The organism is Pseudomonas poae RE*1-1-14 (genome assembly GCF_000336465.1).
GTDB lineage: Bacteria > Pseudomonadota > Gammaproteobacteria > Pseudomonadales > Pseudomonadaceae > Aquipseudomonas > Aquipseudomonas poae.
Genome location: NC_020209.1, coordinates 1,523,159 through 1,545,509, shown reverse-complemented (window position 1 = coordinate 1,545,509; position 22,351 = coordinate 1,523,159). Strand labels below are relative to the sequence as shown.

Genomic DNA, 22,351 nt, shown 5'->3' with positions numbered 1-22,351 from the left:
AGGCTCATAGGACGATCTCCATTCGTTCGGTTATAGCGGCGTAGCCGGCCAGGGTCGGCTGTTCGAACAGCGCCCGCACATCGGCTTCCATGCCTTCCTGGCGCAAGCGCCCGATCAAGCTCACGGCGAGCAGCGAATGCCCGCCCAGTTCAAAGAAATTGTCATGACGCCCTACCCGCTCCACCTTCAGTAGCTCGGCCCACAAAGTGGCCATCAGGGTTTCGGTGTCGCCTTCGGGCGTTGCGTACTCACGCACGCTCAGCGCCTGCAGGCCGGGTTCGGGCAGTGCCTTGCGGTCGAGCTTGCCGTTGGGGCTCAGGGGCAAGGCGTCCAGGTGCATGAACAGCGCGGGCACCATGAAGTCCGGCAGGTGCTGCAGCAAGTGCGCACGCAGGCTGTCGATCTCGGCCGGTGCGCCGGTGTAATAGGCGACCAGGCGTTCGTCGCGGGCCACCACCACCGCGTCCTTGAGCGCCGGATGCTCGATCAGCCGCGCCTGGATCTCGCCCAGCTCGATGCGCAGGCCACGGATCTTCACCTGGTCATCGTTGCGCCCCAGGTATTCGATATTGCCGTCGGGCAGGTGGCGGCCAATGTCGCCGGTGCGGTACATCCGGCCGCCGTTGAACGGGTCATCGAGGAAGCGTTCGGCGCTGAGGTCCGCGCGGTTGAGATAACCGCGTGCCACCTGCACGCCGCCGATGAACAGCTCACCCACCACCCCCAGGGGCACCGGTTGCAGTTGCGCATCCAGCACGTACATGCGGGTGTTGGCGATGGGTTTGCCGATGGGCGTGTTGTCCGGAACGTCAGGGCGTGCGCAATTCCACGCGGTGACGTCCACCGCCGCCTCGGTCGGGCCATACAGGTTGTACAAACCAATGTTTGGCAACTGCTGCTGGAAGCGTCGCACCAGGCTGCCCGGCAACGCCTCGCCGCTGCACATCACCTGCCGCAGCCCCGCCGCCTGGCTGACATCGCCGTGAGCGAGGAACACATCGAGCATCGACGGTACAAAGTGCAGCGTGGTGATGCGCTCGGCCTGGATCACCTCGCACAGGTACGCCGGCTCCTTGTGCCCGCCGGGACGCGCCATCACCAGACGCGCGCCGGTAAACAGCGGCCAGAAGAACTCCCACACCGACACGTCGAAGCTGAACGGGGTTTTCTGCAACACCGTATCGTCGGCGTTGAGGCCGTAGGCGTCCTGCATCCACAGCAGGCGGTTGACCACGCCGGCATGCTCGTTGATCACGCCCTTGGGCTGGCCGGTGGAGCCGGAGGTGTAGATCACGTAGGCCTGGTGCCGTGCCGTCAGCGCCGGCACCTCGGGGTTGGTTGCGGGCTGGTGCTGCCAGGTGCCGTGGTCGAGGTCGATCACCGGCACATCCCCGAGCAGTGCACGCGTCGCGGATTGCGCCAGCACCACCACCGGCGCGCTGTCGTGCAGCATGTAGGCGATGCGCTCCTGGGGATAGGCCGGGTCGAGCGGCACATAACCGCCGCCGGCCTTGAGGATCGCGAACAGGCCTACCACCATGTCCAGGCCACGTTCCACGCAAATGCCCACCCGCGTGTCCGGTTGCACGCCGAGGTCACGCAGGTGATGGGCCAGGCGGTTGGCGCGCTCGTTGAGTTGCCGGTAGGTCAGCTGTTGACTGTCGGCTTTCACCGCCACCGCGTTTGGCGTACGCACCACCTGGGCCTCGAACAGGCCGTGCAGGGTCTGGTCGAGGTCGTAGTCCACTTCGGTCGCGTTGAAACCATACAACACGTGTCGGCGTTCGTGCTCTCCCAGAATCGACAGTTGATTGACTGGCTGCTGCGGCGCCTGCTCCAGCGCTTCGACCAGGCGGGTCAATGCCGTCTGCATGTAACCGCATACCCGTTGTGCGTCGATGCGGGCCAGCGCGGTTATATCGTAACCGTCGCCGAGATCGTCCACATTCAGGCTGAGCGGGTAGTTGGTGCGCCCATTGTTGGTGAGTGTCTGCATGCCCTGCCAGGCCTGCTGTGCGCCAGCCGAGCGGGTGGCAACGCCGCGGTGGCGGTAGTTGAGCATCGAGCTGAACAGCGGCGCCGGTGCCGCCACGCCGCTGCAACGTTGGGCCAGCGCCAGGGAGGCATGCTCATGCCCAAGCAATGCGCTGAGTCGGTCATGGGTGGCGCGCACTGCCGTCTTGACGCCCTGACCATCGATATCCAGACGCAACGGCAAGGTATTGATAAACACCCCCAGCGCGCGGTCGGCGCCGTCGCCACCTTGCAAGCGGCCCACCAGCACGGTGCCGAATACCACGTCGTGTCGCCCGGATGTCGCGGCCAACACCTGGGCCCAGGCCAGATGGAACAGGCTCGCGGTGCTCACACCGAGTAAACGTGCCTGAGCGCGCAGGCCGCGATTCAATGGCGCGTCCAGACGCAGGCTGTATTCTTCGATTTGATTGCCGTCGCCCCGCACGTCCTGCCAACCGAACGGCAACGTCGGCTCATCAATGTCGCCGAGCATGTCGCGGAAAAATGCCTCGTGCTCCTGCTCGCTGACGCCCAACAGCGCCTGGGCCACGTAGTTGCGATACGGCATCGGCGCTGCCATGGGCGCACCGTGGCCGAGCAGATGGCCCTGCATTTCGCGCAGCACCACGTCGAATGCAGTGTGGTCCAGGGCGATATGGTGATAGAGCAACACCACCGCGATGCGCCCGTTGGCCGGATCCTGGGCATAGTTCACGCGGATCAGCGGCGCCTGGCTGATGTCCAGACGAAAGCGCCGCGCATCGAAGCGTTCATGCAGTCCTGCAAGTACGTCGCCTTGCAGGTGCAGTTCCATCATGCTCAGTCGGGCCTCGCGCCACACCACTTGCAGGGGTTGCGCCAGGCCTTCCCATACCACCCCGGTACGCAAAATATCGTGACGGTCAATGACCTGTTGCAGCGCCTGAGCAAAAGCGTCCAGACGCTCGAGGCTGTCAAAGGCCAGGTGCGATTGCAGCAAGTACGGGTCGCCCTGTTCGGCGCTGATGTGATGGTAAAGGATGCCTTCCTGCAACGGTGCCAGCGGGTAAATGTCCTGCACATTGGCCGCGCCACCCGGCACCTGCGCGACTACCTGGTCGATCGTCGATTGATCGAGGCTGACCAGAGACAGCATGTCCGGAGTGATGCGCTGGCAACCGGCGGCAATCCGATTGGCCGGCACCTGCACTTCGCGACCGCTGCCCACGGCGGCGGCCAGCGCGGCCAGGGTCGGCTGACTGAACAGCACGCGCACATCGGCGCTCAGGCCGACCTGGCGCATGCGCTCGATCAGGTTCACGGCCAGCAACGAATGCCCGCCCAGCTCGAAGAAGTGGTCATGGCGCCCCACCTGCTCCACCTGCAAGACCTCGGCCCAGATGCCTGCCAGGGTGGTTTCGACCTCACCTTGCGGGGCTTCGTAGGCGTGGCTGAGCAAGGCGGATTGATCCGGCTCCGGCAGTGCCTTGCGGTCCAGTTTGCCGTTGGCGGTCAGCGGCAGCGCATCCAGGCGCATATAGGCGACTGGCACCAGCGCCTCGGGCAACTGCGCTTGCAGGTGCGCACGCAGGCCCTCGATATCCAACGCGCGTTGCTCGGTGAACCAGGCCAGCAGGCGGCCTTCGCGCACCAGCACCACGGCTTCGCGAATGCCATCCAGTGTCGCCAGGCGGCTTTCGATTTCACCGAGTTCCACGCGCACGCCGCGCACTTTGACCTGGTCGTCATTGCGGCCCAAGTATTCAAGGTTGCCGTCGGGCAGCCAGCGCACCAGGTCGCCGGTGCGGTACAGGCGGCCAGCGCTGAACGGGTCCTGCAGGAAGCGCTCGGCGGTGAGGTCCGCGCGGTTCAGGTAACCACGCGCCACGCCGCTGCCGCCCACATATAACTCACCGACCACGCCCACGGGCACCGGCCTCAGTTGGGCATCCAGCACGTAGCTGGTGGCGTTGGCCACGGGTCGACCAATATGCAAGGCCTGCCCGGCGTGCACCCGCCCGGAGGTGGCAACCACCGTGCCTTCGGTGGGGCCGTAGTTGTTGATGACCGCAAAGCGCTGCTCCCGGGTGAACTGGCGCAAGCGATCACCGCCGATCAGCAGCACGCGCAAGGTCGGGTGCTGCTGCGGCTGGCTGAACGCATATTCGGCCACTGGCGTGGGCAAAAAGCTCACATCCAAAGGCTGCGCCAGCCACCAGGTCAGCAGTTCGTCGATGTTTTCATTGCCCACGTGGGCGGGCGGCAGGTGCAGGGTCGCGCCCACGCACAACGCCGGCCAGACCTCCCAGGCCATCGCGTCAAAACCGAAACCAGCCAGGCTGCTGGTGTGCCCTGAAGCGTTCAGGTCAAACGCATCGCAGTGCCAGTGCACAAGGTTTTCCACGCTGTGGTGTTCCACCATCACGCCCTTGGGCTGGCCGGTGGAGCCGGAGGTGTAGATGACGTAGGCCAGGTGCGCCGGGGTCAGGTTGGGCAATTGTGGATTGCTGACGGGATGCTGCTGCAAGCAGGGGTCATGCAAGTCGACGCTGTTGACCGCGCCCAGCAGCCCGCGGGTGCTGGCTTCGGCCAGCACCGCCACCGGCGCGCTGTCCTGCAACAGGTAGGCGATGCGTTCGACCGGGTACGCCGGGTCGATGGGCACGTAGCCGGCGCCGGCCTTGAGAATACCGAGCAGGCCCACCAGCATCTGCGGGCCACGCCGGCAGCAGATCGCCACGCGGTCGTCCGGTTGCACGCCCAGCACCAGCAGGTGATGAGCCAGTTGGTTGGCGCGTTGATTGAGTTGCTGATAGGTCAGTGATGCGCCGTCCTGCTGCACGGCAACCGCCTGGGGTTGGCGCTCGGCCTGGACTTCGAAGGCGCCATGCAGGGTCTGGCCGCGCGGGAAGTCGCGGGCGGTGGCATTGAACGCGCGCAGCAGAGTGTCGCGTTCGCCCGGCGGCAAAACAGGCAGCTGGTTCAGCGCGGTTCTCGGGCTGTTTTCCAGGGCGCCGACCAGTTGCTCCACGGCGTTGTGCATGTAGCCACACAGCCGCTGCGCGCCGATCTGCGGCACGGCCAGCACGCTAAGGCCGAAGCCTGCGCCCAGGTCATCGACGCTCAACACCAGCGGGTAGTTACTGCGTTCTTCGCCGCCCAACAGTTGCACACCTTCCCAGATGCCCTGGCCGTCGCGGGCCATTTCCCCGGGAGTGCTGTGACGGTAATTGAGCAACGCGCTGAACAGCGGCGTCGAATTGGCCACGCCGCTGCAACGCTGGGCCAGGGCCAGCGACGCGTGTTCATGGCCGAGCAACGCGCTCAAGCGGGTGTGGGTGGCCTTGACCGCCACCGCCGCGCTCGCGGCCACATCGACGCGCAACGGCAGGGTGTTGATGAACATGCCCAGCGCGCGGTCGGCGCCGTCGCCGGCCTGCATGCGGCCCATCAGCACGGTGCCGAACACCACGTCGTCGCGCCCCGCCACCAGCCCCAGCACCTGGGCCCACGCCAGGTGCATCAGGCTGGCGGCACTGACGCCCAGTTGCCGCGACTGCTCACGCACGCGCTGAGCCAGCGCGGCGTCGAGGGGCAACTCGGCCTCTTCGATAGCGCGCCCGTCGCCCTGCACGTCCTGCACGCCAAACGGCAAGGTCGGCTCATCGATGTCGGCGAGCATTTCGCGGAAGAACTGCTCATGCTCGGCGGTGCTCACGCCCAGGCGCGCCTGGGCCACGTAGTTGCGAAATGGCGCAGGCTCGGGCAGCGCATCGGCCTGGTCGAACAGGAACGCCCGCATTTCCTGGCTCACCACTTCCATGGCGGTGTGGTCCAGCGCCAGGTGATGGAACAGCAGGATCGCCGCCACGCGGTTATTGGCCGGGTCCTCGGCGTAGACCATGCGCAGCAGCGGCGCCTGGGTAATGTCCAGGCGGTAATGCCGTGCATCGAATCGCCCGTGCAACTGCGCGATGATGTCGCCGTCCGCCGGGTCCAGACGCACATGCTGCACCACCAGCTGCGCCTCGCGCCACACCACTTGCACCGGGTTGTCCAGACCTTCCCAGACCACCGCGGTGCGCAGGATATCGTGGCGCGCGACGACCTGTTGCAAAGCGCCCATGAAGCTGTGCAAACGCTCAAGGCTGTCGAACGCCATGCGCGATTGCAGCAGGTACGGATCGCCCTGCTCGGCGCTGATGTGGTGGTAGAGAATGCCTTCCTGCAACGGCGCCAACGGGTAGATATCCTGCACATTCGCCGCACCGCCGGGAACGCTTGCGACGATGCGCTCGATGGCCGCCGGGTCGAGCTGCACCAGGCTGAGCATCGACGGTGTGATCTGCGTGCAGCCCGCCGCGATGCCATTGGCCGGCACCACGATTTCCCTTCCACTGCCCACGGCGGCAGCCAGCGCGGCCAAAGTCGGCTGGCTGAACAGCACGCGCACATCGGCACTCAGGCCCACCTGGCGCATGCGCTCGATCAGGCTCACGGCCAGCAACGAATGCCCGCCCAGCTCGAAGAAGTGGTCATGGCGACCGACCTGGGCCACCTGTAACACCTCGGCCCAGATGCCCGCCAGGGTGGTTTCAACCTCACCCTGAGGGGCTTCGTAGGCATGGCTGAGCAAGGCACAGTGATCCGGCTCCGGCAGTGCCTTGCGGTCCAGCTTGCCGTTGGCCGTCAGTGGCATGGCATCGAGTTTCACGTAGGCCACCGGCACCAGCACCTCGGGCAACTGCTGTTGCAGTTGCGCGCGCAGGGTGCCGATGGCCAGGGGGCGGTGTTCGGTAAACCACGCCACCAGACGCCCTTCGCGCACCAGCACCACGGCTTCGCCGATGCCGTCCAGGGCCACCAGACGGCTTTCGATCTCGCCCAGTTCCACGCGCACTCCGCGCACTTTGACCTGATCGTCATTGCGGCCCAGGTAGTCGAGATTGCCATCGGGCAGCCAGCGCGCCAAGTCGCCGGTGCGGTACATGCGGCCAGCGTTGAACGGGTCTTGCAGGAAGCGTTCAGCGGTCATCTCAGGCTGGTTGAGGTAACCGCGCGCCACGCCGCTGCCGCCCACATACAGCTCGCCCACCACGCCCAGCGGCACCGGCCGCAAGTGCGCGTCGAGCACGTACACGCAGGCGTTCGCAACAGGCCGACCGATATGCAGCGGCTGCCCCACCTGCATGCGACCGGAGGTGGCAACCACCGTGGCTTCGGTGGGGCCGTAGTTATTGATCACCGCAAAACGCTGCGCCTGACTGAACTGACGCAGGCGATCACCACCGATCAGCAGCGTGCGCAGGCTCGGGTGTTGCAGCTGCCGGCTGAATGCGTATTCGGCCACTGGCGTGGGCAAAAAGCTCACATCCAGAGGTTGCGCCAGCCACCAGGCCAGCAGTTCGTCGATGTTTTCATTGCCCACGTGGGCGGGCGGCAGGTGCAGGGTCGCGCCCACGCACAACGCCGGCCAGACCTCCCAGGCCATCGCGTCAAAACCGAAACCAGCCAGGCTGCTGGTGTGCCCTGAAGCGTTCAGGTCAAACGCATCGCAGTGCCAGTGCACAAGGTTTTCCACGCTGTGGTGTTCCACCATCACGCCCTTGGGCTGGCCGGTGGAGCCGGAGGTGTAGATGACGTAGGCCAGGTGCGCCGGGGTCAGGTTGGGCAATTGTGGATTGCTGACGGGATGCTGCTGCAAGCAGGGGTCATGCAGGTCGACGCTGTTGACCGCGCCCAGCAGCCCGCGGGTGCTGGCTTCGGCCAGCACCGCCACCGGCGCGCTGTCCTGCAACAGGTAGGCAATGCGTTCGGCCGGGTACGCCGGGTCGATGGGCACGTAGCCGGCGCCGGCCTTGAGAATACCGAGCAGGCCCACCAGCATCTGCGGGCCGCGTCGGCAGCAGATGGCGACGCGGTCGTCGGGTTGCACGCCCAGCGCCAGCAGGTGATGAGCCAGTTGGTTGGCGCGTTGATTGAGTTGCTGATAGGTCAGTGATGCGCCGTCCTGCTGCACGGCAACCGCCTGGGGTTGGCGCTCGGCCTGGACTTCGAAGGCGCCATGCAGGGTCTGGCCGCGCGGGAAGTCGCGGACGGTGGCATTGAACTCACGCAGCAGGGTGTCGCGTTCGCCCGGCGGCAGAATCGACACCGCCTGCAACGCTGTGGTCGGCGCCTGTTGCAGCGCACTCAGCAGGTTGCGCAATGCGGTGAGCATGTAATCGCCAACGCGCTGTACATCCACGGCCGCCACGCCCTGCACCGCCAACGCAAAGCCCGTGCCCAGGTCATCAACACTCAGCACCAGCGGGTAGTTGCTGCGCTCTTCGGAACTGAGAATATCGATACCGAAGCCCGCGAACGGGCGGGAGCCCGGCGCCTCATCCGGCGCGCTGTGACGGTAGTTGAGCAAGGTGCTGAACAACGGCAGCGAGGCCGGCACGCCGCTGCAACGCTGGGCCAGGGACAGCGAAGCGTGCTCATGGCCGAGCAATTGCGCCAGGCGCGCGTGGGTGGCGCGCACGCCGGCCTGCACGCCAACGGTGCCGAGGCTGACCCGCAGCGGCAAGGTGTTGATGAACATGCCCAGCGCGCGGTCGGCACCCTCGCCGCCCTGCAGGCGCCCCAGCAACACGGTGCCGAACACCACGTCCTGCTGGCCGGACACCTGGCCCAATACCTGTGCCCAGGCCAAATGCATCAGGCTGGCCGGGCTCACGCCCAGCTGCCGCGCCTGCTCACGCAGACCCAGGCTCAGCGCCGGTTCCAGCGGCAGATGAACCTCGGCGATGCCGCTGCCGTCACCGTTCACATCCTGCAGCCCGAAGGCCAGCGTCGGTTCGTCGATATCGCCGAGCATCTCGCTGAAGAACGCTTCGTGCTGGGCCTGGCTGACGCCGAGACGGGCCTGGGCCACGTAGTTGCGGTACTGCACCGCGTCGGGCAACTGCGCGCTGCGACCGGACAGGCTGGCGCTCATTTCCTCCACCAGCACTTGCAGCGCGGTGTGGTCGAGCAGGATGTGGTGCAACAGCAGGATGCCGACGAAGCCACCCCGCTCCTCGGCATAGGCCAGGCGCATCAGCGAAGCGCGGGACAGGTCGAGACGATAGTGACGGGGGTCAAAGCGCTGTTGCAGCTGCGCCAGTCCATCACTGCCCTGACACTCAATGCGCTCCACGGCCAGCGGCGCCTCGCGCAGGACCACCTGCACCGGTTCATCCAGGCCTTCCCAGAGGATCGCGGTGCGCAGGATGTCATTGCGCGCGATCACGCTGTGCAGCGCATCAACGAAGGCGTCCAGCGCCGCCTGGTGGTCGAAGCGCAACTGCACCTGCAACACGTAGGGATCGCCCTCGGTGGTTGCCAGGTGATGGTAGAGAATGCCGGCCTGCAACGGTGCCAGGGCATAGATATCCTGCACGTTGGCGACGGGCACGGCACGCAGGATGTGGTCGATGGCCGCCTGATCGAGGTCGATCAGCGGCAGCATGTCCGGGGTGATGCGTTCGCTGCCGGCGCTGATCAGGTTGGCCGGCACCTGCACTTCGTGCTGCCCGCCCACCGCCGCGGCCAGGGCCGCCAGCGTGGGCTGCCCGAACAGCACGCGCACATCGGCGCTGAGGTCGACCTGGCGCATGCGTTCGATCAGCTTGACCGCCAGCAGGGAATGCCCGCCCAGCTCGAAGAAGTTATCGTCGCGCCCCACCCGGTCGAGCTTGAGCAGCTCCTGCCAGATGCCCGCGAGGGTGCTTTCCACGGCGCCCTGGGGCGCTGCGTAGCCACGGCGGGCCACGGCATCGGCGTTGGGGGCAGGCAAGGCCTTGCGGTCGAGCTTGCCGTTGGTGGTCAGCGGGAACTGGTCGAGCACCACGAAGGCGGCCGGCACCATATGCTCGGCCAGGCTCAGCAGCAGGTGGTCGCGCAGCCCGGCGATATCGGGCGTGCCGTCGGCAATCACGTAGGCCACCAGGCGTTTGTCGCCCGGCTCGTCTTCGCGGGCGACAACCACCGCGTCCCGCACGCCCGGTGCGGTGGCCAGGCGCGCCTGGATTTCGCCCAGCTCGATGCGGAAGCCGCGAATCTTCACCTGGTCATCGTTGCGCCCCAGGTACTCGACGCTGCCATCGGCCAGCAGGCGGCCGAGGTCGCCGGTGCGGTACATGCGCAGGCCGGTGGCCGGGTCAGCCAGGAAGCGCTCGGCGTTCAGTTCATCGCGGTTCAGGTAGCCCCGCGCAACGCCGGCGCCGCCCACGTACAGCTCGCCGACCACGCCCATGGGCAGCGGCTGGCGCTGGGCGTCCAGCACGTAAAGTTGCAGGTCGGGAATGCGCACGCCAATCGGGCTGACGCCGACCAAACGCGCGTCCGCCGCCTCCAGGGCACGGTAGGTCACGTGCACGGTGGTCTCGGTGATGCCATACATGTTCACCAGTTGCGTTCCGGCGTTGATGGCGCGGGCATACCAGGGTTTGAGCATGCCCGGCTCCAGCGCTTCACCGCCGAAAATCACCTGGCGCAGGGAATGCGCTTCGCTGCTGTGGCCCTGGGCCGCAATCAATTGGCGGAACGCGCTCGGCGTCTGGTTGAGGATGCTTACGCCGGCCTCGCAGAGCAGCGCATAGCAGGCATCCGGCGAACGGCTGACCAGTTGCGGCACGATCAGCAACTGGCCGCCGTGCATCAACGCGCCCCAGATTTCCCACACGGAAAAATCGAAGGCGAACGAGTGGAACAGCGCCCACACATCGGTGTGATTGAAACCGAACCAGTGCTCGGTGGCAGTGAACAGGCGCGCGACCTGACGATGCTCGATCATCACGCCCTTGGGCAGGCCGGTGGAACCGGAGGTGTAGATCACGTAGGCCAGGTTCGCCGGACTGAGCGGCACGCGCGGGTTGACGATGGACTCACCGCGCAGGTTGTTCAAGTCGATCTGCGCCAGGTCGCCCACCCGATCACGGGTATTGGCCTGCACCAGCACGGCCAGCGGTGCGCTGTCGGCCAGGGTGTAAACGATGCGTTCCTGCGGGTAGGCCGGGTCGATTGGCACATAGCCGGCGCCGGCCTTGAGAATGCCGAGCAGGCCGATGATCATTTCAACGCCGCGCTCCACGCAGATCGCCACGCGGTCGTCGGGGCGGATGCCCTGGGCAAGCAAACGGTGCGCGACCTGGTTGGCGCGTTCGTTGAGCTGGCGGTAGGTCAGGCGCTGCTGGTCGTGGCGCAACGCGATGGCGTCGGGATGGGCGGCGGCGCGGGCTTCGACCTGCTGATGGATCAGCGCGGTGTCGGCATACGGCGTGGGGCTGTGGTTGAGCGTGTTCAGCAGGTGCTGGCGCTCGGTGTCAGGCAGGATGTTCAGGCCGCAAAGCGGCATGTCCGGTCGCTCGTGCAGGGCGTCGGCCAGGCTGTGCAGGGCGACGTGCAGGTAGTCGGCCACGCGCTGCGCGCCGATGGACGCGTCGACCATTACCGTCAGTGCAAAGTCTTCGCCCAGGTCGTCGACGTTGACCGTGAGCGGGTAGTTGGTGCGTTCTTGGGCACCGAGCACCTGGATGCCCTCGGCGATGTCGATCACCTGGGCCATGTCCGTCGCCGCGCTGTGGCGGTAATTGAGCATCGCGCTGAACAATGGCGTGGGTGCCGTCACGCCGCTGCAGCGCTGGGCCAGGGCGAGGGATGCGTGCTCATGCTCGAGCAAGGCGGTCAGGCGCGCATGGGTCGCCTTGACCTCGGCGCGCACGCCCTGCCCGCCCACATCCACGCGCAGCGGCAACGTGTTGATGAACATGCCCAGCGCCCGTTCACCGCCTTCACCGGCGCCCATGCGGCCCAGCATCACGGTGCCGAACACCACCGCGTCGCGGCCGGACACCACGCCCAGCACACGGGCAAAGGCCACGTGCATCAAGCTTGCCACGCTCACCCCCAGTGGCCGTGCCAGGCTGCGCAGACGGCGGCTCAGGTCGCTGTCGACGGGGACGCGCGCCTCGTCGATGCCCTGGCCGTCGCCCTGCACGTCCTGCAGGCCGAACGGCAGCGTCGGCTCATCGATATCCGCCAGCATCGCGCGAAAGAAGGCTTCATGGGCCTGCTCGCTGACGCCATGGCGCACCTGGGCGATGTAACTGCGAAACGCCACCGGCTCAGCGGCCAGCGCTTGCTGGCCAGCCAGGTATAGCTGGATTTCATGGCGCACGAGGTCGAGGGCGGTGTGATCGAGAATGGTGTGGTGGAACAGCAGCATCGCCACCACGCGCTGGCTGGCCGGGTCGTTGGCGAACACCAGACGCAGCAGCGGCGCCTGGCCCAGGTCCATGCGATAGCTGCGCGGGTCGTGACGCGCGACGAGTTGCGCGAGGACATCGCTGCCGGTGAAACGGGCCTCTTCGCAGACCAGGGTTGCCTTGCGCCACACCACTTGCAGCGGCTCGTCCAGGCGCTCCCACACCAGCGAGGTGCGCAGGATGTCGTGGCGGTCGATCACCCATTGCAGCGCCTGGGCGAAAGCGTCCAGGCGGGTGCGGCTGTCGAATACGAATTGCGCGTGCAGCACGTAGGGGTCGCCCTGCTGCGCCGAGAGGTGGTGGTAGAGCATGCCCTCCTGCAGCGGCGCCAGCGGGTAGATGTCCTGCACGTTCGCCGCGCCACCGGGGATGGCCGAAACAATGCGGTCAATGGCGTCCTGGCCGAGGCTGACCAGCGCCAGCATCTGCGGCGTGATGCGATAGGCCGGGCTGAGCCAGTCGCCGCCATGCTCGGCCACCAGTTCGAGGAGCCGCGGTTTGTGGGCGATCAGTTGATCCCATAACGCGTCATCCAGGGCCTCGTCGTCACCGAGGATGATCAGGTCGCCTTCTTCCAGTTGCAGACGGATCGCGTGGGTGGAAATCGCTGCCAATAATTCGCTGAACTGCATGGGAGTAACCTGCCTGATAAGTCACGGGGGAGAAGAAAGTCCGTTTTCAGCTGCCGTTTGCATCGGGCGTGCTGGGTGCCTGGAAATAGCAGGCGCAGCCGGAGGCCTGGAGAGGCTTCCGGCAGGCTTGGAAAATTAAGGGATTTGGCGGGCGGGAGGTGACATGGGAAGCGGGGACAAGTGGGAGGGGAAAAGGTTTCACTTGAGGTTTGTTGTGGAGAGCGGGCTTGCCCTGATGCCAGTCAGTTAAGCGAACGCTATGCTCATAGCGACGAAAATCAAATGTGGGAGCGGGCTTGCCCGCGAAGGCGTTGGCCCAGCAAACATTGACGCTGGCTGACCCACCGCTTTCGCGGGCAAGCCCGCTCCCACAGGGGGACCTGCGCTTAACTGCCTGCATTAGGGCAAGCCCCGCCCCCACAGGGCCTGCTCGCCACAGGTTGAAACGGCTTACACAGGATGCTCTGCAGCACTACCTGGCATCGATATGCTGATAATCCAGATTCAATCCGTCTGCCAGCTGTTGCGCCCTTCCCAGCCTGATCGGGCCGCGTTCGATATCCACCAGCAAGCCTGGGCAGTCGAGTTGGGGCAGTTGATCGATGGCCTTGAGTCGGCCGTCGGTGATGATCAACAGGCGTTGCTGCTCGGTGGGGTGACGTTTGCGTCGCGCCTGCAGCCACTGCGCGGCCTCGCTCAATGCCGCGAGCAGCGGCGTGCCGCCGCCGGCGCCCAGTTGCGCGAGCCAGTCGGCCAGGCCCTTGGCGGCTTTCAGGCCTTGTACCTGCCACTGCGGCGATTGCCCGCTGGCGGTCAGCAAGGCCAGGCGTGCGCGTTGCCGGTAGGCATCATCGAACAGTTGAGCGAGCAGGCCCTTGGCGTCGGTCAGTGCGCTGTGCCGCCGAGTGGAGGCCGAGGCGTCGACGATCACCAGCCACAGCTCATGGGCCGCGCGATTGCGCTGCTGGAAGCGTAAATCTTCACGCGACTGCGGGCGCCCGCCGAGCAAGGTGCCCGGCCAGTTGACCGTGCCTTGCTCTGCGCCGCGCGCCTTGCCGTGCCTGCCGCTGTCAAGCCGCCCCGCCTGGGGCCGTGCATCCGCCCCCTCGTCAGGTCGAGGGCGGATGCCTAGGGCTTTTTTGGCCAGGCGGGCACTTCGCGGCGCGCGCCGGTGGGCAGTGCCGGTGCGGGCAGGTCACCCCATTGGCCCTGGCCCGGCGAGGTGTCCGATGGTTGCGCGGACTGACCTTGATTGGGCGGGCTCGCCGGTGGGGATGGCTCCTGGCGGCGATGACGCAGGGCAAATTCGGCCACGGCCTGGATGTCTTCTTCGGCGATGGCATCGGCGCCGCGCCAGGCTGCGTGGGCACGGGCGCCACGTAACCAGACCAGGTCGGCGCGCAGGCCATCGACCCCGGCGGCAAAACAGCGCTCGGTGATCTGCGCCAGCGCATCGTCATCCATGGCAATAAGCTCGAGCCGCTCGCGCGCCTGGGTGCAGCGCGCACGCAAGGCGGCCTGGGGCTCGGCCCATTGCGCACAGAAAGCATCAGGGTCGCTGTCGAAATCCAGACGGCGGCGGATGACCTGCCCACGCTCGGTCGGCAAGGTGTGGCCGCTCAGCGCCACATTGAAGCCGAAGCGGTCGAGCAGCTGCGGGCGCAACTCGCCCTCCTCCGGGTTCATGGTGCCAATCAACACAAAGCGCGCCGCGTGCCGGTGGGAAATACCGTCGCGCTCGATCAGGTTGGTGCCGCTGGCGGCCACGTCCAGCAGCAGGTCGACCAGATGGTCGGGCAGCAAATTGACTTCATCTACATACAACACGCCGCCGTCGGCCTTGGCCAATACGCCGGGGGAAAACTGCGCACGGCCTTCGCCCAGCGCCGCATCCAGGTCGAGGGTGCCGACCAGTCGCTCTTCGGTGGCGCCCAGGGGCAAGGTGACAAATTGCCCGCTGGCGAGCAGGTCCGCCAGGCCACGGGCCAGGGTGGACTTGGCCATGCCGCGCGGACCTTCGATCAGCACGCCGCCAATCTTCGGGTCGATGGCGGCCAGGCACAGTGCGAGTTTCAGCGCGTCGGCACCGACGACAGCAGACAGCGGGAAATGTGGAATATCGGTCATACCGGCTCTCTTTAAATTCTGCTACTTATTGTGGCGAGCGGGCTTGCCCCGCGTTGGGCTGCGAAGCAGCCCTAAAACCAAACGCCACGTTCTTTCAGGCAGACCAGGTTGAATTTATTGGGGCTGCCACGCAGCCCAACGCGGGGCGAACCACGATGCCGTTCAGTTAAGCGCAGATTCCCTGTGGCGAGCAGGCTTGTCCTGCGTTGGGCTGCGCAGCAGCCCCGAAACCAGGCGCTGAGCCGTATCAGGCACACCGCGTTTTGCTGGATTGGGGGCGCTTCGCGCCCCAACGCGGGGCAAGCCCGCTCGCCACAATAAGCCCACACATGTTCCTTAACTGAACGGTATTACGGCTTGCCCCAGTGTTGGTGCGGTCGCTCATCAGCTGTCTTCTTCTATATCGAGCAACAGGTTTTCCAAGTATTGGGGCTGCCACGCAGCCCAACGCGGGGCGAACCACGATGCCGTTCAGTTAAGCGCAGATTCCCTGTGGCGAGCAGGCTTGTCCTGCGTTGGGCTGCGCAGCAGCCCAACAACCAGGCGCTGAGCCGTATCAGGTACTCCGCGTTTTGCTGGATTGGGGGCGCTTCGCACCCCAACGCGGGGCAAGCCCGCTCGCCACAATAAGCCCACACATGTTCCTTAACTGAACGGCATTACGGCTTGCCACAGTGTTGGTGCGGTCGCTCATCAGCTGTCTTCTTCTATATCGAGCAACAGGTTTTCCAAGGCTTCACGGTAGGCGCCCGGCTCTTGCCACTGGCCGCGCTGCTGGGCTTCGAGCATGCGTTCGGTCATGTCACGCAATGCCGCCGGGTTGTGCTGTTGCACGAAGGCGCGGGTGTCCGGGTCGAGCAGGTAGGCGTCGGCCAGCAAGGCGTATTGGTGATCGTCGATCAGCTCGGTCGTGGCGTCGAAGGCGAACAGATTGTCCACGGTCGCGGCCATCTCGAACGCGCCTTTGTAGCCATGACGCTTCACGCCGTCGATCCACTTGGGGTTGGCCGCACGGGCGCGAATCACCCGGTTGAGTTCTTCCTTCAGGGTGCGGATTTTCGGCAGGTCCGGCTGGCTGTGGTCGCCGTGGTAGCTGGCGGCCTTGTCGCCGCTCAGGGTTTCCACGGCGGCGAGCATGCCGCCCTGAAACTGGTAGTAGTCGTTGGAATCGAGCAGGTCGTGCTCGCGGTTGTCCTGGTTCTGCACCACCGCCTGCACCTGGCTCAAACGCCGGGCGAAGGGCTCGCGGGCCTCGGTGCCTTCATCGGCACCGCCGTAGGCGTAGCCACCCCAATTGAGGTAGACCTCGGCCAGGTCCTCGCGGCTCTGCCACAGCCGCCCGTCGATGGCGCCCTGCACGCCGGCACCGTAGGCGCCCGGCTTGGCGCCGAAGATGCGCCAGCCCGCCTGTTTCGCCGCCGCGTCTTCGTCCAGGCCGGCCACGCGCAGGGCCTCGCGCTCACTGCGCACCTTGGCTGCCAGCGGGTTCATGTCGTCTGGCTCATCCAGCGCCGCCACCGCCTGCACCGCCGCGTCGAACAGGCGGATCAGGTTGGCGAACGCGTCGCGAAAGAACCCGGATACGCGCAGCGTCACGTCCACGCGCGGGCGGTCGAGCAGGCTGATCGGCAGGATCTCGAAGTCGTCGACGCGCTGGCTGCCGGTGGCCCACACCGGGCGCACGCCCATCAGCGCCATGGCCTGGGCGATGTCATCGCCGCCGGTGCGCATGGTGGCGGTGCCCCACACCGACAGGCCGAGCTGGCGCAGGTGGTCGCCATGGTCCTGCAAGTGCCGCTCGAGGATCAGGTTGGCCGACTGAAAGCCGATGCGCCAGGCGGTGGTGGTGGGCAGGTTGCGCACGTCCACGCTGAAAAAGTTACGCCCGGTAGGCAGCACGTCGAGGCGCCCACGGCTGGGCGCACCACTTGGCCCCGCCGGCACGAAGCGGCCACTCAAGGCGTCCAGCAAACCGCGCATTTCCGCCGGGCCGCAGGCATCCAGGCGCGGTGCGACGATGATGCGCAAATGCTCGATCACCGCTTTCACGTCTTCCCAGCCGGGAGCCTCAAGCTGCTCCAGCGGGCCTTGCAACGCCTGCTCGATCAAACGCCCCGCGTACAGCTCCAGACGCTCGCGGGTGTCACCGGCGGTGCGCCAATGCTGTGGATCGATGCGCTGCAACACGTCGGGGCGTGGGCCGCTCCAGGGCTCGGCCAGCGCGCAGTCCAGCGGATCGAAGCCCAGCGCGAAGGCCTTGGCCAGCACCCGCAGCAGGCTCGATTGCGCGCCACGGCCGTCGTCACGCGGGATACGCAGCAAGGCCAGCAAAGTGTCGATGCGCAAGCGGCCTTGGGGAGACTCACCAAAGATATGCAGGCCGTCGCGGATCTGCGACTCCTTGAGATCGCACAGGTAAGTATCCAGACGCGGCAGCCACACAGACGCATCGGCGTCATTGTCCAACGCCAGTTCCTGGTCGATACGAGTCTCGCGCACCAGCGCCAGGATGTCCTTTTGCAGCGCCAGCGCGCGCCGTGGGTCGAGCAACTGCGCGTCGTAATACTCGTCCGCCAGCAGCTCGAGGTTGCGCAGCGGGCCGTAGGATTCGGCGCGGGTGAGCGGCGGCATCAGGTGGTCGATGATCACCGCCTGGGTACGCCGCTTGGCCTGGGCGCCCTCGCCCGGATCGTTGACGATGAACGGATAGATATTCGGCAACGGCCCGAGCAGTGCGTCCGGCCAGCAGTGTTGCGAAAGCCCCACCCCCTTGCCCGGCAGCCATTCGAGGTTGCCGTGCTTGCCGACGTGAATCACGCCGTGGGCGCCATAGGTGTGGCGTAGCCAGAAGTAGAACGCCAGGTAGCCGTGGGGCGGCACCAGATCAGGATCGTGATACACCGCGCTGGCGTCCACCTGATAACCCCGCGCCGGCTGGATGCCGACGAAGGTCTGGCCCAGGCGCAACCCGGCGATCATCAGGCGTCCATCGCGGCACATCGGGTCTTGCTGCGGCGCGCCCCAGCGTTCCAGCACCGCCTGTTGATTGGCGGCGGGCAGGCGCGCAAACATTGTCGCGTAGTCGTCCAGGCTAAGGCTTTGGTGGCAGGGGCGCAGGTCGAGACTGTCGAGGTCGTTGGTGACGCCGCCGAGCAGCTCGTGGATCAGCGCAGTGCCGCTTTCGGGCAGCACGTGCGGCAGCGGATAACCTTCGGCCTGCAAGGCACGCAGGATATTCAGCGCGGCGGCCGGGGTGTCCAGGCCCACGCCATTGCCGATGCGGCCGTCGCGGGTCGGGTAGTTGGCGAGAATCAGCGCAATGCGCTTGTCGCCGTTGGGCACTCGCGCCAGTTCGACCCAGCGCCGCGCCAGCTCGGCGACGAAGTCCATGCGCTCGGGCGCGGCGCGGTAACACACCACGTCCGACTGGCTGCGCTCGCTGCGCCAGGCCAGGTCCTTGAAGCTGATCGGCCGGCTGATGATGCGCCCGTCCAATTCCGGCAAGGCAATGTGCATCGCCAGGTCGCGAGGGCCGAGGCCTTGTGCGCTGGCTTCCCAACCGGGTTGGTTGTCTTGCGCACAGATCGCCTGAATCACCGGGATATTGCGGCGAAACGGGCGCAGATGCGGGGCTTCGGGGCTGGACTGGGCAAAGCCGGTGGTGTTGAGGATCACCGCCGCCTGCACTGCGTCGAGCAGGTCTTCGACCACCGTGAGGCAGCCGGGCTCTTTGAGACTGGCCACCGCTATCGGCAACGGGTTGAGGCCCGCCGCCTGCAGGCGCTGGCAGAACACGTCGATAAAACCGGTGTTGGCCGCCTGCAAATGCGAGCGGTAAAACAGCACCGCCGCGACCGGCAGATCGGCGCGCCACTCTGTCTGCCAGTTCTGCAGCGTGGCATTGGCGTGGTGCGGATGATAAATGGCCGTGCGCGGCAGGGTCTGCGGCTCGGCCCACGAATAGTCGCGACCCAGATAGCCGGAGGCCAGGCAGTGATAGAAATTCAACGCATTGCCCAGGCCGCCCTGGCGCAGGAAGTGCCACAGACGGTCGCGTTCCTGCACCCCGACGGTGCTCAGGCTGCCCAGTTCCGGGTCCGGGCGGTCGCACCCCGGCACCAGAATCAGTTGCACGCCGCGCTCGGCCAATGCCACCAGGCGCTCGACGCCATAGCGCCAATAGCCGATGCCGCCATGCAGCGAGATCAGGATCACCTTGGCGTGACGCAGCACCTGGTCCACGTAGAGGTCGACCGAGGCGTGGTTCTGCACCTGCATCGGGTTGGCAAGGCGCAGGCTGGGGTAGTCGTCGGGCAACTGCCGCGCCGCTTCGGCCAGCAGCGCCAGGCTCGAGTCGCCGCTGCACAGGATCACCAGTTCAGCGGGGGTCTGTCCAAGGTCGGCAATATTGTCGTCCGAGACAAAACCACCGGGTTGGGTCCTGAGCAGGTGCATGGCTTAAACGCTGAGCGCGGCGCGCAGTTGCGCTTCGAGGCCTGCGGCGTCCAGCTCCTGACCGATCAGCACCAGGCGGGTGATGCGCGCTTCGTCGGCGCCCCAGGCGCGGTCGAAGTGCTTGTCGAAGCGGGTGCCCACGCCCTGGATCAGCAGGCGCATGGGTTTGTTGGGGATGGCGGCAAACCCTTTGATACGCAGGATGCCGTGCTGCACCACCAACTGGGTCAGCGCGTCGAGCAGCAGGGCTTCGTCGGCTTGCGGCAGGTCGATGGAGATCGAATCGAAGGCGTCGTGATCGTGGTCGTCTTCACCTTCGTGGTGCGCATCGTGATGGCTGTGGCGGGCGTCGATGTGTTCTTCGGAGCCGGCGCCCAGGCCGATCAGCACGTTCAACGGCACGCGGCCGCTGCTGGCTTCAATGACCTTGACCGCCGGCGGCAGCTCTTCGGCGACTTCCAGGCGCACGCGGGCCAGGTCTTCGGGGCTGATCAGGTCGGCCTTGTTGAGGATCACCAGGTCGGCGCTGGCCAGTTGGTCGGCGAACAGTTCGTGCAGCGGTGATTCGTGGTCCAGGTTCGGGTCGAGTTTGCGCTGGGCGTCGACCTGGTCCGGGAAGGCGGCGAACGTGCCGGCGGCCACGGCCGGGCTGTCGACCACGGTGATTACGGCGTCCACTGTGCAGGCGCTGCGGATTTCCGGCCACTGGAAGGCCTGCACCAAGGGTTTTGGCAGGGCCAGGCCCGAGGTTTCAATGAGGATATGGTCGAGGTCGCCGCGACGGGCCACCAGTTCGCGCATCACCGGGAAGAATTCTTCCTGCACGGTGCAGCACAGGCAGCCGTTGGCCAGTTCGTACACACGGCCGTTGGCTTCTTCCTCGGTGCACCCGATGGAGCACTGCTTGAGGATTTCCCCGTCGATGCCCAACTCGCCGAACTCGTTGACGATTACCGCGATACGGCGGCCCTGGGCGTTGTCGAGCATGTGGCGCAACAGGGTGGTCTTGCCCGAGCCGAGAAAGCCGGTGACGATGGTGACGGGAAGTTTGGCCAGTGTTTTCATCGGATGCCCCTTTGGGCGGGCATACGGGACGAGTGGCCCTGCGGCGGCGCGCAGCAGCGGATTTCGTCACCGGATCACCCCGCCCGGTTGAAGTGGAAAATCGGTTGCGAGGCAGGTCTCCTGGCTTGGGGCTTGCGGGTCTTGCGACCGGCGCCAACTGCGCCTTCCCGCCGGATCGGCAGTGGCGTGGCAGTCAGCAGAACCCTTCACAGTTGCGGGGGCAGCCGCGGCTTGAACCGCGTTCCCTTCTTAGCTTCGGCCTGGGCCGAAGAACCTCGAACCCGCAAGGCTACGCAGTGCGTGGCGAGCGGTCAACGTCGCAAACCCGGGACACGGGCGACTGATCTACACATAGCGATGCTTGATGGGCACATCCGTCACGATGTCGGCGAGCGCTATGCGCCCCTGGCTTTCCAGGTAGAAATCAATTTCGCCATCGCCTGTGAGGTCAAGCACCAGCCACGACTCGTTTTTTTGCGGATCGTAGCCCAGCCCTGCCTCACCGGGCCGGCCGGAGAGCCGGTTGACGAAGGTGAGGTCATGAAGACCCTGCTTGCGCAACAAGGCGGATATATCGATTTTGTCCTGGCCGGTGACGAAGTCGGTCAACAGGTCGGGGCTGCGTAATGTCGAATCGGTGACGGTGTCGTACACGAAGGTATCGCGGCCTGCCCCGCCCTCCAGCCGATCAGCGCCGCCACCGCCCTTGAGCCGGTTGTCGGCTGCGTTGCCGGTCAACACATCATTGCCGGAACCGCCGATGGCGTTCTCCAGGGTAACGTCCTTGGCGATGGAGACATTGCCCTTCTTGCCACCGACGTCGGAGAAGGTTTCAGCGTTCAGGTTGATCACCTGGTTCTGGTAATAGCCGGAGAAATCCAGCGTATCGTTTCCGCCGCCGTCCCAGACACAGAACACGGCGCCGTCCCGTGGGGACACCAGTGAAAGATCGTCTCGCCGGGTATTGGAGTGGAAGCCGTAGGTGGTATCCGTGTTACGGGTCCGGTAATTGGCGCCGTAGGCCTTTTGGGCCCAGGCGATGTCGGTCATCAGCGGTGCCGACGCATACTCGCCCTGGTGATCCTGGCCGGTATCGCTCGCGTCGAAATAGCTCATGACCGAGTAGGCCCGGCTGTCCTGGGCGAAGATGGCATGCTCGTCGTAGTTGCTCGGCCCACGCGCCGCGTCGTATTCACCGGTGTGCGCGGCGCCCAGCAAGTGGCCGATTTCGTGGGTCAGTGTATGGCGACCAAAGCCGTTCACGGCTGGCGCACGGTTGGCCCAATAGTTCGGGTTCACGCGCACCCGCCCCGCTTTTTCGGAAAATGTGGCATCGGCGAAGTTTATCGCCCTGCTGTTGACGAACCGTAACTGGCCTTCCGGCGCAGCGGCTTCTTCCTTGAACTCGATATTCGCAACATCCGACCAGGACTGCATTGAAAGACGGGCCTGCTCCTGCTGGGTTTGATTAAAGCGGGTCTCCGCTGGTGCAACTTCGCGAAACGTATAACCCACACGCACTGTTTTATCTTTATCGCGGTCTTGCAGCCGGCGCTGTCTTCGATCGATCTGGTTGGCGGCTTGACGGGTGGACCAGGACGGCTTGCCGGACCCTGCACGATAATACGGATCGCCAGCCTGCTGGGCCTTGTACTGCGGGCCAGCGGCTTCAACATTCGGATCTACAATATTTTGATTAACAAAGGGTGTGTTAAAACTGGCGCGAGATATAACAGACATAAAAAAGCCTTATTTACTTAATGGGCAACATCAACTTCAGCGCGC

The 22,351-nt window shown here is 65.7% G+C and carries 6 protein-coding genes and 1 riboswitch; all 6 genes read right to left on the bottom strand.

What is annotated here, in order from left to right; translation table 11 throughout:
• Positions 1–4 precede the first annotated feature (4 nt).
• Positions 5–12,919 carry a non-ribosomal peptide synthetase gene (locus H045_RS07035; RefSeq protein ID WP_015371859.1) on the bottom strand — a complete coding sequence of 4,305 codons (12,915 nt, stop codon included), beginning with the start codon at positions 12,917–12,919 and terminating at the stop codon, positions 5–7.
• Between the two features lie 472 nt (positions 12,920–13,391).
• Positions 13,392–14,045 carry a vWA domain-containing protein gene (locus tag H045_RS07030; RefSeq protein WP_176717676.1) on the bottom strand — a complete coding sequence of 218 codons (654 nt, stop codon included), beginning with the start codon at positions 14,043–14,045 and terminating at the stop codon, positions 13,392–13,394.
• 2 nt (positions 14,046–14,047) lie between these two features.
• Positions 14,048–15,046: a magnesium chelatase ATPase subunit I gene (locus H045_RS07025; RefSeq protein ID WP_003235562.1), complete on the bottom strand. Its 999-nt coding sequence runs from the start codon at positions 15,044–15,046 to the stop codon at positions 14,048–14,050.
• Between the two features lie 693 nt (positions 15,047–15,739).
• Positions 15,740–19,501 carry a cobaltochelatase subunit CobN gene (gene cobN / locus H045_RS07020; RefSeq protein ID WP_015371858.1) on the bottom strand — a complete coding sequence of 1,254 codons (3,762 nt, stop codon included), beginning with the start codon at positions 19,499–19,501 and terminating at the stop codon, positions 15,740–15,742.
• Between the two features lie 3 nt (positions 19,502–19,504).
• On the bottom strand, positions 19,505–20,566 hold the full coding sequence (gene cobW, locus H045_RS07015; protein WP_015371857.1) for a cobalamin biosynthesis protein CobW: 1,062 nt from the start codon (positions 20,564–20,566) through the stop codon (positions 19,505–19,507).
• 93 nt (positions 20,567–20,659) lie between these two features.
• A riboswitch (cobalamin riboswitch) is annotated at positions 20,660–20,859 on the bottom strand.
• 52 nt (positions 20,860–20,911) lie between these two features.
• The gene (locus tag H045_RS07010; protein WP_157225356.1) at positions 20,912–22,306 is read right to left on the bottom strand and encodes a M10 family metallopeptidase C-terminal domain-containing protein; all 1,395 of its coding nucleotides are present in this window, start codon (positions 22,304–22,306) and stop codon (positions 20,912–20,914) included.
• Between the last annotated feature and the right edge of the window lie 45 nt (positions 22,307–22,351).

What these genes read in the sequence shown, in the direction of transcription:
- cobW (WP_015371857.1), bottom strand. Translation starts at nt 20,566, where the DNA reads ATGAAAACACTGGCCAAACTTCCCGTCACCATCGTCACCGGCTTTCTC.
- H045_RS07025 (WP_003235562.1), bottom strand. Translation starts at nt 15,046, where the DNA reads ATGACCGATATTCCACATTTCCCGCTGTCTGCTGTCGTCGGTGCCGAC.
- H045_RS07010 (WP_157225356.1), bottom strand. Translation starts at nt 22,306, where the DNA reads ATGTCTGTTATATCTCGCGCCAGTTTTAACACACCCTTTGTTAATCAA.
- H045_RS07035 (WP_015371859.1), bottom strand. Translation starts at nt 12,919, where the DNA reads ATGCAGTTCAGCGAATTATTGGCAGCGATTTCCACCCACGCGATCCGT.
- cobN (WP_015371858.1), bottom strand. Translation starts at nt 19,501, where the DNA reads ATGCACCTGCTCAGGACCCAACCCGGTGGTTTTGTCTCGGACGACAAT.